Here is a 16258-nt window from a genome sequence, read left to right as displayed (position 1 = left end):
CGGCGATCGGCTACCGTATCGGCATGGTCATTCGACCGCCTTCCGGGAGCCTCGAGCATGACACTGAAGTTGGGACTGTTCGTGGCGAGCCTCGCCATCCTGCTGCCGGCGGGAGCCGATGCGGCGAGCATCCGCGAGAAGACCACCTATTTCGCCGTGCGCGGCTCGACGCTCGCCGAGCTCGACCACGATCTCAACCGTCGCGGTCCCTTCGTTTCGGAGACCGGCATCCGCCATCCGGGCGCCACCGAAGTGAAGTTCGACGGTCAGGTCACCTACAAGGCGACCCCCGATGGCTGCGCCGTCGACAAGACCAATCTCAGCCTCGATCTCGAGATGACGCTGCCGCGCTGGGTGCCGCCGAAACGGGTGTCGGCGCGCACCAGGCTGATCTGGGACACGCTGGAGAAGGACATCAAGCGGCACGAGAACCATCATGCCGCCATCGCCAAGCGATGGCTGAAGCGGATGGAGATGGCGATCCGCAACCTTCGCGCCGAAAGCAGCTGCAGCCAGATGGAAGCGGTCGTGAAGAACGTCACGGCGCGTTATCTCGCCGGCCACGAGCGTGCCCAGATCGAATTCGACACGATCGAGGGCCGCGAGGTGAACATGCGGCTGCGGCGGGCGCTCGCCCGGGCGATGGACGAACAGGCCGGCGGCTGATCGCCAGGGCCACGGCGGAACTCTTTCGGGCCCGCCGGACGCAGCCGGCGCCGCGACGCGTTACCGGATGAATCGCCGGCGGACGTGTCTCGGCCCGCTCGGATGAGGCGGCAGGCGCGACCCGACCGCTGGACTCGGCCGCCCGTCCGGTCAGCTCAGCCCTGGCGCTCCGGCACGTAGAGCACCAGACCGTCGAGCTCCGGCCGCACCTTGATCTGGCAGGACAGCCGCGAATTCGGCTGCGGCTCGTGGGCGAAGTCGAGCATGTCCTCTTCCATCGGCTCGGGCTCGCCCACCGCCTCGCGCCACACCTCGTCGACATAGACGTGGCAGGTCGCGCAGGCGCAGGCGCCGCCGCATTCCGCCTCGATGCCCGGGACGTCGTTGCGCACGGCGTTTTCCATCGCCGTGGTGCCGTCGGCGGCTTCGAGGTCGTAGCGTGTCCCATCCACGGTCTGGAAGGTGATCTTGGTCATGGCGGGAAGGCCCTGGCTGGAAAATCGGGGCCGGCTCTGCGTCGCGAACGCTTTTACCGGATGTCGGAAGATGTCGTGCAGGCTGTGCTGTTAGAGAGCGAGCCTTGGCCGAGTCAATCGGACGTTGGGCGAATTGATCGGCAAGGCCGCGTTTTGCTCCTGCGCCAGCAGGCAGCGCGGAGCTGCTCGCCGGCCTGTCGCCCTGCCGCGTCTCGCTTCAGCCAGCCGTCATCTCGCGGGCGAATCGACCGGTATTTTCGAGCTCTTCAAGGAGCGCCGCCATCGCTGCCTGGTCCGCCGGCGCCTGTTCCAGATGCTCGGCGGCATCGGCGAGGCAGAAGGCCCCGAGATTGCGCGAGGCCCCCTTCAGGGCGTGGGCGAGACGTTTGCGCTCGCTCTCGCAGGCCGTCTCGATCACCGGACGCACCCGCTCGATCTGGATGACCAGAAGGCCGAGCACCTCGCTTTCCAGCGCGGTGTTGCCTGCCGTCTGCCGGCAGAGATGGACGAGGTCGATGGGCGAGCGCCGGGAAGGATGGACGCCGGCGCTGCCTTCGCCGTGCTCGCGTTCCTGAAGCCGTGCCATGCGCTAATCTCCATCGCGGGCGAGCGTGCGGAGCCTCCGCGGCGCTCGGGCGCATTCCAGTCTGCCTCCCAGCCTTGCCGTCAAGCGTCTCGCGGTTCGGTGAGCAATTGGTTAAGCCGGTGGATAAAATGCCGATTGTCCGGCGCCACGCCCGCCCGGCCACAGGCCTTCGTTCGCAAGACTTACAGCGAAAATCGTCCGATTTTTCTGGCCGTCGTTAACCTTATGTTTAAACTTGTAGGGATCGGCGGGCTTTACGGTTTCTTTCAGAACCGGGGGCCACTAACATTCCAAGGTGAGATTCCGCGGGCTTAGCGCCGGGATCCGGGCCGTTTCGGGCCGGAACAATGCGCAGCGGCCACGAGCCAGGCGAAGCGGCAAATGCCGCTCTGCCAGGCGTTTGGGGCGGATGTAGAGAGTATCGGGGCGCGACGGCCATGTCCAAGACGAAACCCTTCGATCAGCTTTCCGACGATGCGGTCCACGAGCTGGAAGAAGCGCTCGCCGATCTCGACATCGCGGAGGATGGCGGCGGACAGCAGGCGGCGGCGACCGGCAAGCTGGAAGAGCCGGCGGAAGAGGAGGCCCTCGACGTCGCCTTCTCGCTGGATGATTTCGAGCGCCAGATCAGCGAGACCGCCGGCCAGCTGCGCGACGACGAGCCCGACACCGCGGATACGCCTGACACCTTCGACACCGCCGACGAGGCCGCCTTCGCGGCAGCCGGCGGCGCAGCCGCTGCGGCCGGCATGGCCGGCGCCGCTGCGCAATCTTCGCAGACCTCGCAGGCCTCGCAGGCCAATGCGGCCGAACGCGCAACCGCCGAGGAGCGCCCGCCCTTCGCCGAGCAGCCGCGGGCCTACACCCAGGCCGCGGCCAATGACGAGGCCCGGCGCAACACCGTCTGGGCCGAGGCGCTGCTGCAGCGACGGGCCCCGCGCACCGCCTTGTGGATCGCTCTCGGCGTCTCGGTGCTCTGGGTCGGCGCCGTCGCCTTCGGCGCCTCGACGATCACCGGCACAGACTTCCAGGCGCTGGCCGACGGCGTTGCCGACCCGGCTCGCCAGGGCGAGATGCTGGCGCTGGCCGCCCTCGCCCTCATTCCGCCGATCCTGTTCTTTGCCATCGGCCTGATGGTCCGTCGCTCCGCCGATCTTCGGCTGATGAGCCGCTCCCTCGCCGAAGTGGCGATGCGTCTCGCCGAGCCCGAGAGCGTCGCCACCGAGCGGGTGATGAGCGTCGGCCAGGCGGTGCGCCGGGAGATCTCCGGCCTTGCCGAGGGCGTCGAGCGGGCGCTGTCGCGCACCTCCGATCTCGAAAGCGTCGTGCGTAACGAGGTCACCGCGCTGGAGCGCGCCTATGCGGACAACGAGGTGAAGATCCGTGCCCTCGTCCAGGACCTCGGCGACGAGCGAGAGGCGATGCTGTCGCATGCCGAGCGGCTGCGTTCGGCCGTGCTCGGTTCCCACCAGCGCCTCGTTGGCGATGTCGAGACGACGTCCGACACGGTGCTCGCCCGCATCGAGGACGCCTCGCAGCGCTTCACCGCGCTAATGGAGGAGCGCAGCGCCAGTTTCGCCCGGGAATACGAGACGCAGAACCGCGAGCTCTCCGAACTGCTGGATTCGCGCGGCCGCTCGCTCCGCGAGCAGCTCACCGCCGAGGGCGACACGCTGTTGTCGCGCCTCGACGAGGTCGCCGAAAATGCCGGCCAGAAGCTGATCGGCGTCGGCAGCAAGATCGCCGGCGACCTCGACGATCATGCCGGCCGCATCGGCGGCGAGATCGACGAGCGGATGACCCGCCTCACCAGCGACTTCGACGAACGCAGCCGTGAGCTTCTGTCGGCCTTCGACGACAAGACCGCGATCATCGTCGAGCGTGCCAACGGCGCCAACGAGCGGCTGCTGGGCGTGATCACCGAGGCCGGCGAGACGGCGGTCGGCCGCCTCGACGAGACCGGCGATGCCGTGGCGCGCAGGCTCACCGAACAGAACGCCGCCGTCAGCGAGGATTTTGCCAATCGCAGCCAGCTGCTCCTCGCCGATCTTGGCGAAAAGAGCGCCGCGCTGCAGTCGGGCGTCCGCGAGACCAGCGAGCAGATGATCGCCGGCCTGGCGCTCGGCGCAGAATCCGCCGTCGCCAGCATCGTCGAGGCCAGCGCCAACACCGAGCGCACCCTCGACGAGCGGATGGCGCTGCTGTCCGGCTCCTTCGAGAATGCCAGCCGCGATCTCGACGAGACCACCGGCCGGCTGCTCACCCGGGCGAACGACATCACCAGCGAGCTGACCTCGATCGGCACCGAGTTCGTCGGCCGCATGGTCGCCTCGGCCGATGCCGCGACCGGGCTGGTGCGGGCGCGCACCGAGATGCTCGCCGAATATGGCGACAACTTCATCCAGGGCCTTGCCGAGGCGCTCGACGACCGCGCCCTCACCATGCGGCTGCAGGGCGAGACCTTCCTGCACGGGCTCGAAGGTCTGTTCGACGAGCGGCTGGAGGCGATCGAGGCCCATGGGGCGACCTTCCAGAAGGGCGTCGCCGACCATATCGACGGCCGCCGCGAGCAGCTCGAGAATAGCGCAAGCCGCTTCCTCAAGAGCGCCGAGACCGAGCTCGGCGAGCGCGCCGCGCAGATCGAGCAGCTGCTTTCCGACAGCAACACCCAGACCCTCGGCGGTCTCGACCAGCGCATCGAGGTCATCGAAAAGGCCCTCGGCGAGCGCGGCCCGGCGCTGATCGAGGCGATCGAGAACCGCGCCAACGCCATCGAGGTCACCACCGACCGGGTCTCCACCGCCCTCGCCGACCGCTCGCGCGACTTCGCCCAGACGGTGGCCGAGCGCACCCGCGAGATCGTCGGCGCCTTCGACAAGGGCCGCTCCGACCTTTCTGAGATCACCGACACCGTCGTCGCCTCGGCCGACGAGACCTTCAGGACCCGCTCCGGCGAGCTTCGCGCACTTCTCGACAACGGCCAGAGCGGCCTCGACACGTTGTTCGGCGAGCGCACCGCCAGCCTCGCCGAGGCGCTCGACCAGCGCCTCCTCTCCTTCGACCTGACCGCCGACAGCCGCATCGAGGCGATCAACGAGCGCGCCGGCGAGGTCGGCAACAAGCTCGAAAGCGCCGCCGAGCGCATCCACGGTGTCCTCACCGAGCGCCGCGACGAGATCGAGGTCGTCATGGGCCGCGTCGCCGAGGGCTTCGAGAACAGCTTCGCCCACCGCGTCCAGACGCTGGAGACCACCATTGCCAGCCAGGGCGGCCGGTTTGCCCAGGCCCTCGACGAGGCCCAGCGCCTGCTGGCCGAGGACATGGGCGTCAGGACCGAGCGCGTCGCCGAACGCATCGAGGCGGCGCTCGGCGAGATCCGCGCCGCCGTCGGCACCACCGAGGGCCTGCTTGCCCGCGGTCTCGACGAGAAGGCCGCGACCTTCTCCGCACTCTTCGACGAACGCCGCGGGGCGATCGAAGAGCTGCTGTCGATGTCGGAGGATTCGATCGTCAATTCGCTCGACCAGCGGATCAATGCGATCGCCTCGACCCTGGCCGAGCGCGGCGCCAGCCTGCAGCAGACGCTCGGCGGCGAAAGCGCCAGCTTCATCAACGGTATCGACGAGAAATCGAAACTTCTGCTCGAAGGCCTCGATCGCCGCTCCGGCGACCTCAACACCGGCCTTGCCGACCGGCTGCACGCCAATGAGCGGCTGCTCGGCGAGGCGCAGGAGGCCCTCGTCGCGAGCTTCGACGCCCGCCAGCAGGAGCTTGCCGAAGTCCTCGATCTGCGCACGACGACGCTGAAGAGCATCAGCGACGAGATGCCGGCCCGCGTTTCCGCGGCGATCGACGAGCGCCTTCGCGGCGTCGCCACCGGCTTCGACCAGGTCGTCGCCTCGATCGTCGAAGACCTCTCGGAACGGGTGGGCTCGCTGGCGAAGTCGCTGGAGGAGACCCGCACCGCCCTCGTCGGCACCGTCGAGAGCGAGACCGGCCGCTTCCGTTCCGAACTCGACGAGCGCACCCAGGGCTTCGAGGATCATCTCTCGGTCGCCGCCGGCAGCCAGCTCGTCGCCATCGAAAGCGCCCTGTCGATGCTCGTCGAAGGCCTCGACGAGCGGCTCTCGCGGCTCACCGAAGCCGCCGAAAGCGCCAAGGGCGACATCGAGAGCGGTCTCAATGCCGAGATCGGCCAGCTGCGCCATGCCATCCAGGAAGGCATCGCCGGTCTTTCCGGCGAGCTGCGCGGCGGCGGTGAGTCCCTCGGCTCGGCCATCGAAGCCCGGATCGCCGAACTCAGGAACGTCTCGGAAACCGCCGAAGCGGGCGTGCGCGAAAGCCTCGACCAGCGCATCGGCCAGCTCGAGGCGCTGCTTTCTTCGAGCCGCGACGACGTCTCCGGCGCCCTCGACAAGGGCATCGGCGCGATCTCCGGCGACATTTCCGAGCGGGTCAGCCTGCTCGGCGAGAATCTCGATTCCCGAACCGCGACGCTGCGCGCCATCATCGAGGAGGCCCGCGCCATCCTCGTCGACGGTCTCGACGACCGCCTCGGCGCCATCCAGCGCGTCGTCGACGGCTCGGAGGGCACGCTGATCGCGGCCCTCGACGAGCGTCGCGACGCCTTCGACCGGCAGATCGAGACCGGGCGCAGCGCCATCGCCCAGTCGATCGAGGAGCGGGTTTCCGCCCTTTCCGACGCGCTGTTCGAGGCCGACCTCAAGCTCGCCACCGCCTTCGACGAGCGCCGCGACAATCTGGCTTCGCTCATCGACGGCGCGGTCAGCTCCGCTGCCGCCACCTTCGAGGACCGGGCCGACGACGTCCGGCGCACCATCGAGCAGTCGGTCGGCGAGATCTCGCAGACCATCGAGACCCGCCGCGAGGACCTGCTTGCGGCGCTGGAAGGCGGCTCGGCCAATCTGGTCGGTGCTCTCGACCAGCGGACCGAGGCGATCTCGACGGCCCTCGAGCGCGGCCTCGGCAATGTCGAGCGCACCCTCAATGCCCGCGCAGCCTCGCTCGCCGAGGCGATCCGCGGCACCGTCGGCGAGGCGACTTCCGCCATGGCGGCCGAGGCCAGCCGTGCCCGCGAGGGCCTGATGGCCGAGACCGACAAGGTCTCCGCCAGCGTCGGCGACATCGCGAAGATCTTCGACACCGCCGGCGAGGAGGCGCGCCAGCGCATCGCCGACGAGGCCGAACGCCTCACCGAGCGTCTCGGCGCCCTCGCCGCCGAGCTTTCCGAGCGCACCGAGAGCGCCGGCTCCAAGCTCGTCGGCGAAGGCGGCCGCATTGCCGAGACGATCAGCGGCTCGGCCGAGGTCATCCGCTCGCTGTCGGAGGAATCGCGCTCGCGCTTTGCCACCGAGGCCGAGGCTCTCGCCACCCAGATCGCCCAGCTCACCGGCCAGATCCGCCGCGAGGCCGATGGCGTTCGCGAACAGCTGAGCGAGCAGCGCATGGCGCTGGTCGACACGCTGTCGGGCCTGTCCGGCGTCGTTGCCGGCGAGTTCGACCGCAATACCGAGAACTTCACCCAGCGGATCGCCGTCGCAGGCGACGAGCTGCGCCGCATCGCCGAGGAGAACCGTGCGCGGTTTGCCGGCGACGGTGCCCGCATGGCCGACGACTTCGAGAAGGCCGTGGCGCGGATGAGCGAGATCGCCCGGTCCGCCGAGGGCACGCTCAGGACCACCGGCGACGACTTCTCCTCGCGGGTCGCCAGCGCCGCCGGCACCATGCGCAACGCCACCGGCGACATCGCCGAGGCGCTGGAGGCGCGTGCCAGCGCCTTCTCGACCGAACTTGAGGCGGTCACCCGCCGGCTCGGCGAGCTCCTGGCCGAAAACCCGGTCACCGGCGAGATCGATGCCTCGACCGACCGGCTCCGCTCCGAGCTCGTCGCCTCTTCCGAGGCCCTGCGCGGCGAGGTCGCCACCGTGGTCGAGCAGCTGCGCGGCGAAGTATCGACCGTCTCCGGCCGGCTCTTGCGCGACGCCGAGAGCGTCCGCGACGAGATCGCCAATCGCGGCGGCGACCTGTCGAGCCAGATCGCGGCGATCTCCGAGATCATCCGTCTGGAGACCGAGCGCGCCCGCACCACGCTGGTCGAAAGCGCCGGCTCGGTCGGCGAGGAACTCTCGGGCCGCATGAGCGACACCGAACGGGCGCTCGCCACCCGCACAAGGATGATGAGCGAGGAACTCGAGGAGAAGACCCGCAACCTCGCTTCGATGCTGTCGGCCCGCAATGCCGAGATCAGCCGCATGCTCGAGGAGGATGCAAGGCCGATCCTGTCGCAGATCGGCGACGGCGGCACCGAGCTTGCCCGGCTGCTGCAGGTCACCACCCGCGACGCCGCCGAGAAGCTCCGGGCCGAGAACGCCTCGCTTGCCGCTGCCCTCGGCCGCCGCGCCCAGGAGACGATCGCCGCCCTTGCCGAGTCCTCCGACGCCATCCTCGGCGCGCTGGACGAGCGGGCCGCGACCACCGTCGGCATGGTCGGCGAGATGCGCGAACAGCTACAGCGCGACGTCGGCTCGCTGATCGGCCGTCTCGCCCAGACGTCGAGCTCGCTGCGCGGCCTCGTCGAGGAGACCGCCAGCAATCTCGGCGCCATCGACGGCATCCTGAAGGAAAGCGGCGCCCGCTTCGTCCAGGACGCCGAGGAAGCGACCAACTCGATCTCGCTCAGCGCCCGCATGCTCGACAGCAATGTCGACAGGCTTGACAAGCTGTCGCTCGCGGCCTTCTCGAAGATCGCCTCGATGGCCGACCGCTTCCAGGAGCACGGCGCCGTCCTGTCGGAGACGGTCGGCCTCCTGGAGACCCGGGAGAACGGGCTTCGCCAGGTGCTCGACGGCGGCCATGCCGAGCTCGACGCGCTGTCCAGCAACCTGGTCACCCGCTCCGAGGAGATCGGCGGCCTGATGCGCTCCTTCGAGGAGGTGGTGAACGGCCTCTTCGACCGCACCGAGCAGCGCTCGCGGCTGATCTCCGAGCGGCTCGCGGGCGACGTCAGCGCCTCGCTCGGCGATGTCGAGGAGCAGCTGCAGGGCGCCGAACAGCGCTCGCTGCAGACCGCGAGCGCGCTGCGCGAGACGATCCAGTCGGCGCTTGAGGATGCCGGCCAGCGCTTCGAGCGCTCGACCGAGGAGATCCGCCAGGCGGCCTCCACCATCCGCGCCGAGCTGGAATCGGCTCGTGGCGAGATCAAGCGCGGCGTCTTTGAGCTTCCCGAGGAGACCCGCTCCAGCACCGAGGCGATGCGCCGGGCGGTGTCGGACCAGATCCGGGCGCTGCGCGAACTCTCGGACATCGTCTCCCATTCCGGCCGTGCCTTCGACGTCGCCGACCGCGCCAAGCCCGCTCCGGCGCGGCCGCAGCGCGAGACCCGTCCGGCCCCCGAAGCCCCGGTCGCCAAGGCGCCCGAACCGAAGAAGCCGGAGTTCGACTTCAGCGACGACGACGCCTTCGACGTCGAGCGGGAGATCGCCGCCTCCTTCATGACCGACGGTAATCTCGCCCGCGACCTCAGGGGCTCGAACTTCGAGCCGAGCCGCAGCGAGCCGCAGAAGCCGGCAACCGGAGAGGCCCGTCCCCAGGCGTCCTTCCAGGCACCGGCGGCCCAGCCGCAGGCGCCCCGCCAGGCGTCGCCTTCGACCGGCCTCAGGCCCTCGGCGCCTGCCGGCAACCCTGCCGCGTCGGCCCCCGTCGGCCGGACCGGCGGCGCCGGCGCCACGACGGGCGGCGCCGGTGCGCCCTCGCCGGCGCGGCCTGCCCGCTCCGACGAGGCGGCCCGGCCCGCTGCCGAGCGGCCCGTCGCCGAGCGTCCGGCAGGCGAGCGCCCACGCGGCGAGACCGATCGCGGTGCCGGCTGGGTCTCCAGCCTCTTGCGCCGGGCCTCCGAGGACGACGACCAGGCCGATCTCGCCAAGCCGCAGGTCCCCGCCCAGCAGCCGGGCTCGCCGGCCGCCGGACGCACCCCCGCGACGCCGGACCGTTCGCCCGACCATGTGGTGGAATCGCTCAATTCGCTGTCCATGGACATCGCCCGGGCGATCGACCACAACGCCTCGGTCGAGCTGTGGGACCGCTACCGCCGCGGCGAGCGCAATGTCTTCACCCGCCGGCTCTACACCATGCAGGGCCAGCAGACCTTCGACGACATTCGCCGGAAGTATCAGCGCGACAGCGAGTTCCGCGATGCGGTGGACCGCTACATCACCGACTTCGAGGCGCTGTTGCAGGACATCGCCCGCAACGACCCGGAAAGCCGCGTGTCGCGGAGCTATCTCTCCTCCGACACCGGCAAGGTCTATACGATGCTGGCGCACGCCTCCGGCCGCTTCGACAGTTGAGCCGAGAGCTGCGCCGACATCGGCCGAAGGACGACGAATCGAGGCCCCGGGACCCGCAGCGGTTCCGGGGCCTCGTCGTTTCCGGTCCCCGGCATCCCGCCGCCGGGCGACCCGCGGTGTTCCGACACGACATCAGCAACGGCTTTCAAGCCTTTGAAATACCAATTCTCTCTGCGCTGACGGTTTCGATCCGGCGTCCGATGGGATAGGCTCGGGACATCCAGGCGCCGCAGGCAGAAAATCGCCCGTTTCTCGTGGTCAGGCGATGGCCGCACTTACAGGCAAGGTTGCGTCTCTCTTATGGGCGGCGAAGATCGGACCCTTGGCATCAGCAGCCTTCGGTCCGGCATCCTGTCGAGATCCGGGAATTCACGATGCGACACCACGTCTTCGGCTTCTGTGCCCTGTCCCTTGCGGGCCTTGTTGCGGCGCTTCTTGCGGCGGGTGCCGCCCGCGCCGAGCCGGCCCATGCCATCGCGATGCAGGGTGAGCCGGCGCTTCCCGCCGACTTTCAGACGCTGCCCTATGCCAATCCCGACGCCCCCCAGGGCGGCACGGTGCGCTACTGCGTCTTCGGCAATTTCGACAATCTCAACCCGGTGATCGTGCGCGGCGCGCTGACCACGGCGCGGGGCATCTGGTTCGACAAGGAATTCGGCAATCTCGTCTTCGAGCCGCTGATGCAGCGCTCGCCCGACGAGCCCTTCACCATGTACGGCCTGATCGCCAAGACGATCGAGACTGACGAAAAGCGCAGCTTCGTCGAGTTCCAGCTCGATCCGGCGGCGAAATTCTCCGACGGCACGCCGATCACCCCTGAGGACATGCTGTTCACCGTCCGGATGCTGCGCGAATACGGCCGCCCGCTCTATGCCAACTGGCTGCGCCCGGCGGTGAAGATCGAAAAGGTCGGCGACCACGGCATCCGCTTCACCTTCGACGAGACCGCCGACCGCGAGACGCCGCTCCTGATTGCCGGCCTGCCGGTCCTGCCGGAACACGCCTTCGACGAGAAGACCTTCGAACAGACGACGCTGAAGCCGGTGATCGGCTCCGGCCCCTATGTCATCGCCGACGTCAGGCCGGGCCAGGAGATCACCTACGAGAAGAACCCGGACTACTGGGCCAAGGACCTGCCGATCCGAAAGGGCATGTTCAACTACGACAAGATCGTCATCGACTACTACCGGGACACCAACGCCCAGTTCGAGGCCTTCAAGAAGGGCAATTGCCACGTCTATCCAGAGGGCGACCCGAACCACTGGCGCACCGCCTACGACTTTCCGGCGGTGAGGGATGGCCGCGTAGTCAAGGAGAGCTTCGAGAGCGGCGCGCCGGCCAACATGCTCGGCTTCGTCTTCAATACCCGTCGGGAAATCTTCGCCGACCGCAAGGTGCGCAAGGCACTGTCGATGCTGTTCGACTTCGAATGGGCGAACAAGAACCTCTATTACGGCGCCTACAAGCGGACCGGCTCGTTTTTCCAAAGTTCGGAGCTGTCGGCGCTCGGGCGCCCGGCCAGCGACAAGGAGAAGGCGCTTTTGAAGCCGTTTGCCGGCGACGTCGATCCCGACGTCATGGACGGCAGCTACGCGCCGGTCGTCACCGACGGTTCGGGATCCGACCGCAAGGTGCTGCGCGCGGCGCTGAAGGCCTTTCAGGAGGCCGGTTACGAACTTAAGGGCCGCCGGCTCGTCGGGCCCGGCGGCAAGCCTTTGAGCTTCGAGATCCTCGTCCAGTCGCCCGAACAGGCCAAGATGGCCGAGGCCTACAAGAGCACGCTGTCGCGTCTCGGCATCGCGGTCGGCACCCGGCTCATCGACGACTCGCAGTACCAGGCGCGCAAGGATTCCTTCGACTTCGACATGATCATCGGCGCCTATTCGGCCTCGCTGTCGCCGGGCGCCGAGCAGGTCTATCGCTGGGGCTCGAAATCCAACGACATCAACGGCTCGTTCAACTATGCCGGAGCGTCCGATCCGGCGATCGACGCCCTGATCAATAAAATCGTCACCGCCCGCTCGCGGGAGGATTTCGTCGCCGCGGTCAGGGCCTACGACCGCGTGCTGATCTCCGGCTACTACGTCGTGCCGCTGTTCCACCTGCCGGAGCAGCGCCTCGCCCGCTGGTCCTTCATCCAGCATCCGGAGAAGACGGCGCTCTACGGCTATCAGCTGCCGGCCTTCTGGCGCGCCGATGCGGGCAAGAACTGACCGCCGCGGCCGAGAATTCCAAGTTCAGCCGAAGTCGCAGCGGTCACGCGCTTCGCACTGCCCGAGCCTTCGACCGCAGACCGGATGACACCCGATGACGGTCGATCCGCCCGCTGCCGATCGTTCAGCGGATCGCCCGGCGATCACTGGAATCCGACCTTGTCGACGATGCCGTCGCTGCAGCCGCCATCCGTCGGCTTCGCCGCGGCGATCAGCGCCGCGACGTCGGGGTCCTCGGTGATCTCGCCGACGAGGCCGATGGTCAGTTCGCCGATCAGCCGGCGATCGCCATCCCGCGAACAGGCGACACGCACCCGCTCGCCGGCTCCCGCGCCAAAAGCCTCGTCGAAGGCGGCACGGATCTCCGCCCGGGTGAGCGAACGGCCGATGGCGCCGGCAAAGAGCTCGCGGACCCTGGAAGCGTTGATCTTGCCGATCACCGCCAGCGCATCGTCGAAATAGGCGTCCTCGGCTTCCTGATAGCAGGTGCCGTGACGGGTCCATTCGTGCCGCTCGAGCATCGACTGGGTTCCCGGCATCACCTTGGAAAGCGCGGCGCGCGTCTCGTCGTCGACCGCGACCGCCGGCAGCCTGTCCCAGCGCCCGGCCTTGTCGTCGCTCTTCTGGCCCGCCGAAACGCCGCAATATTCGAGGCCCCGCGGCTGCGGCCAGAGGCCGTGCAGGGTGAAGTGGTCGGCGTCGAAGCGCGCCTCGGTCTGGGACTTGCATTCGGCCTTGCTGCCATGGGTCTCGCAGAAGGCCGGCTGCCAGCTGATCGCCAGGACGAAATTCCGCGGCGGCGATCCGGTCTGGCCGCCGCCGGAGGGCGTCCCGCCGGTCGATCCACCGCCGTCGCCGGCATCGGCCATGTCGTCGTCGACGTCAGTGTCGGTGTCGCCCGTGCCCCCGGCGCCGCCACCACCCGGGCGCTCGAAGGCCTCGCCTCGCGCGACGAGCTTTACCCAGTCGCCGCAGCTCTTGTCGATCCATCGGCGGCTCGGCTCCGCTCCCGGAACGACGACATAGTAGTGCGTGCCGTTCGTCCGGTTCTCGCCGATCAGCTGATAGGCCCGCTCGAGATCGAGGACAGTGCCGCTCTCGCTGGCCGCATTGCGGATCGAGATGGTGGCATTGCAGGCTTTGCGGGCGATGACATAGCCTTCGAGAGGCTCCTGGGCCGAGGCGGCCCCGCCAGCAAGCACCAGGCCGAGCAGCATCGCCATCCGGGTGACGCGCATTGTCGTTCCTCCCCAATCGCCTGTCGCAATCGCCGGTTCGCCGTGCCTTGGCCACGCGCCGCAACCGTGATGGATCGCAGGCTTCGGTTGCAATCTACGCGGCGGCAAAGCCGCCGTAAACTCTGCTGTCGCGACCATAGCAGCGCCCTATGTACGGGCGACGACGAAGCATTCGGGGAGCATGGCGGGCGTTGCGTTTCGACCGTGAACAATCGATCGACAGCCGGTCCGGCGCGACGCTGCATCTGAAGTCCACAGCCGCATCCGGCGAGCCGCGCGGCATCGTCCTCGTCCTTCACGGCCTTGCCGAGCATGCCGGCCGCTATGCCCGCTTCGCCCGCGAACTGTCGGAGGACGGCTTCCATGTCTTCGCCCATGACCATCGCGGCCACGGCTCGACCGTCGCGCCCGACGCGCCGCTCCGACGCTTCGCCGTCACCGGCGGCGCCGAAAAGGTGCTGCGGGACTGCCGGTCGGTGCATCTGCACGCCCTCGAGACCGTCGGCGAGCTGCCGGTCGTCGTGTTCGGCCATTCGCTCGGCGGCATCATCGCGCTGAACTACGGCGAACGCTTCGGCCGCGAACTCGACGGCCTCTGCGTCTGGAACGCCGATTTCGCCCACGGCCTCGACCGCCGGCTGGGGCGGATCGCGCTGAAGGCGGAAAAGGCGCTGAAGGGTTCGGACGTTGCCAGCGAGCTTTCCCGCCGCTTCACCTTCGATAGCTGGGCGAAGGCGATCTCGCCGCGGCGCACGCCCTACGACTGGCTGAGCCACGACGAGGCCGCCGTCGACGCCTATTCAAGCGACCCGCTTTGCGGCTTCACCCCGACCGTCTCGATGATGGAGGATATCGCGAAGCTGGTCTTCGAGGCGGGGTCGAAGGCCGGCCTGTCGCTGGTGCCGCCGGACCTGCCGGTCCATCTCCTCGGCGGCTCGGAGGATCCGGCGACCCGCGGCGGCAAGGCGATCACCGAACTTGCCGAGGCGCTGCAGGCGCTCGACTGCCACGACGTCGAAAGCCATGTGATCGCCGGCGCGCGGCACGAGACGCTGATGGAGACCCAGACCTATCGCCGGCCCGCGATGGAGAGCCTGCTGGCCTTCCTGCGCCGGATCACGGCCTGAACCGCTCATCGTCACCGTCGTCGTAACGCTTCTGCCATCTTGCAGCTGTTCGAGCCCTGACCGCCGCAGGCTTGTGGACAAACCCGCAGACCGGCTCCCGCGATGCCTTCAGCTCGCCGGGCGGTCCGGACGCGAGGCAAGCATCAGCGCCGCCGCCTGCATTTCCTCGAAGCGCCGCTCGCGCAATGCCATCGCCTCGTCGTCGGCGCCCCACTGCTCGATGTTCCAGTCCTCGTCGAGATGGGCGAGCGACCAGGCTTCCTCCAGCGTCAGCCGGCCATCGGCGAGCGCCAGCGCCAGCAGCACCGAGCCGGTGAGCGTCGTCGCCTGGTGCAGCGCCGCGACCGAGAACCCGTCCGAGAACCCTTCGAGGTGATCGCGCACCGCCGCCAGCGAATTTTCCGGCTGGGCGACATGCATCACCCCTTCTGCGAGCAGAAAACGGGCGCCGAGGCGCTCCTCGGCCCAGGCCAGAACCGGATCCCAGCGCTGGCGCTGGCGCTCGACCAGGCGCTCGGGTTCCCCGGCGCGATAGAACAGCATGTCGGTCTCGGCGAAGCGGGCGAGATCGGCGCGCACCGGCGCGGGGTTGTCGACCACCCCGTCGATGATCGTGTTGGCGAGCCGCGTCGCCGGCATCGTCGCCGGGTCGATGCGTTCGCCCTGCGCCTGCCATTCGGCGGCGATCGCCTCGGCGACGGGCTTTGCGGGCACCGTCAGCGGCCGCCTCGCCGGCGTCTTCACCGGCCGCCCGTCGAGGGTCACGGCAAGACCCGCCGGCGTCTCGGTGATCGCTACGCTCGTGTAGAAGCGCTTCGGCAGTTCCGGGCGGGCGAAAGGCGTGCTGTTCGACATGATGGCCCTGTGGATCGATTGATGACCGCCGAGGTGTCCCGAAAACTGGCGCTCTGGCCCTCAGCCGGCAAGGAATTGGTCGAGCGCGGCCGTCAGGGCCGCGACGTCGTCGGCGATCGTGTCGGCACCGGCGCGGCGCATCAGCTCGGCCGAATGGCTGCCCCAGGCAACGCCGATCGCACCAGCGCCGGCGGCCTTCGCCATCTCCATGTCGAAGGTCGTGTCGCCGACGACGACGGCACGGTCCGGCTCGAGGCCGAATTCGCCGCAGCATTCCAGCACCATCGCCGGATGCGGCTTGGAGGGGCAGTCGTCGGCGGTGCGCACCGCGTGGAAGCAGTCCGAAATGCCATGAAACTCGGTGAGCGAGGCGACGCCGCGCCGCGACTTGCCGGTGACCATGCCGACGAGGACGTCGTCGCGCGACGACAGACCGCGAACCAGCTCGGCCATGCCGGGAAACAGCGCCTCGGAAAAGTCCGGCCGCGCCCGCTCGGCGCGGTATTCGATGCGGTAGCCCTCGGCGATCTCGATCGCCGCCGCCTCGTCGAGCGAGGGGCGAAGCGCCACCACCGCCTTTTCCAGTGACAGGCCGATGATCGCCCGCGTCGCCTCCGGCGGCGGCGGCTCCAGATCGAAGCGGCAAAAGGTCCGCGTCATGATGGTGGCGATCAGCCCGGCGGAATCGGCGATCGTCCCGTCGCAGTCGAACAGAACGGCTTTCATCGCGT

The 16258-nt window shown here is 68.8% G+C and carries 9 protein-coding genes; 4 read left to right on the top strand and 5 right to left on the bottom strand.

Annotated features, from left to right (window positions below; translation table 11 throughout):
• Nucleotides 1-57: 57 nt before the first annotated feature.
• A complete protein-coding gene (locus E3C22_RS02975; protein WP_134760046.1) occupies nucleotides 58-666 on the top strand; it encodes a DUF922 domain-containing Zn-dependent protease in 609 nt (202 codons plus the stop codon).
• Between the two features lie 155 nt (nucleotides 667-821).
• Here the strand turns inward: E3C22_RS02975 and E3C22_RS02970 are convergent, their stop codons facing one another.
• On the bottom strand, nucleotides 822-1142 hold the full coding sequence (locus tag E3C22_RS02970) for a 2Fe-2S iron-sulfur cluster-binding protein (protein ID WP_134760044.1): 321 nt from the start codon (nucleotides 1140-1142) through the stop codon (nucleotides 822-824).
• A 217-nt stretch (nucleotides 1143-1359) separates the two neighbouring features.
• The gene (locus E3C22_RS02965; RefSeq protein ID WP_134760042.1) at nucleotides 1360-1728 is read right to left on the bottom strand and encodes an Hpt domain-containing protein; all 369 of its coding nucleotides are present in this window, start codon (nucleotides 1726-1728) and stop codon (nucleotides 1360-1362) included.
• 437 nt (nucleotides 1729-2165) lie between these two features.
• On the opposite strand from E3C22_RS02965, the gene E3C22_RS02960 reads away from it, so the two are divergent.
• Together E3C22_RS02960 and E3C22_RS02955 are read left to right on the top strand one after the other, a co-directional pair.
• The gene (locus E3C22_RS02960; RefSeq protein WP_134760040.1) at nucleotides 2166-10094 is read left to right on the top strand and encodes an apolipoprotein A-IV repeat region-like domain-containing protein; all 7929 of its coding nucleotides are present in this window, start codon (nucleotides 2166-2168) and stop codon (nucleotides 10092-10094) included.
• Nucleotides 10095-10468: 374 nt separating this feature from the next.
• Nucleotides 10469-12307, top strand: a complete 1839-nt coding sequence (locus E3C22_RS02955) for an extracellular solute-binding protein (protein ID WP_245514730.1) — start codon at nucleotides 10469-10471, stop codon at nucleotides 12305-12307.
• Between the two features lie 143 nt (nucleotides 12308-12450).
• On the opposite strand, the gene E3C22_RS02950 is transcribed toward E3C22_RS02955, so the two are convergent.
• The gene (locus E3C22_RS02950; RefSeq protein WP_134760038.1) at nucleotides 12451-13545 is read right to left on the bottom strand and encodes a ribonuclease T2; all 1095 of its coding nucleotides are present in this window, start codon (nucleotides 13543-13545) and stop codon (nucleotides 12451-12453) included.
• A 191-nt stretch (nucleotides 13546-13736) separates the two neighbouring features.
• On the opposite strand from E3C22_RS02950, the gene E3C22_RS02945 reads away from it, so the two are divergent.
• Nucleotides 13737-14672, top strand: a complete 936-nt coding sequence (locus E3C22_RS02945; RefSeq protein ID WP_245514728.1) for an alpha/beta fold hydrolase — start codon at nucleotides 13737-13739, stop codon at nucleotides 14670-14672.
• A gap of 108 nt (nucleotides 14673-14780) precedes the next feature.
• Here E3C22_RS02945 and E3C22_RS02940 read toward each other — a convergent pair whose 3' ends face one another.
• Together E3C22_RS02940 and E3C22_RS02935 are read right to left on the bottom strand one after the other, a co-directional pair.
• Nucleotides 14781-15527, bottom strand: coding sequence for an ATP12 family chaperone protein (locus E3C22_RS02940; RefSeq protein WP_134760034.1), 747 nt, complete (start codon nucleotides 15525-15527; stop codon nucleotides 14781-14783).
• Nucleotides 15528-15587: 60 nt separating this feature from the next.
• Nucleotides 15588-16253: an HAD-IA family hydrolase gene (locus tag E3C22_RS02935; RefSeq protein WP_134760032.1), complete on the bottom strand. Its 666-nt coding sequence runs from the start codon at nucleotides 16251-16253 to the stop codon at nucleotides 15588-15590.
• Between the last annotated feature and the right edge of the window lie 5 nt (nucleotides 16254-16258).

Source organism: Jiella endophytica (assembly GCF_004519335.1).
Taxonomy (GTDB): domain Bacteria; phylum Pseudomonadota; class Alphaproteobacteria; order Rhizobiales; family Rhizobiaceae; genus Jiella; species Jiella endophytica.
Note: the sequence above shows the minus strand (reverse complement) of the source record. Positions and strands in the feature narration are given on the sequence as shown.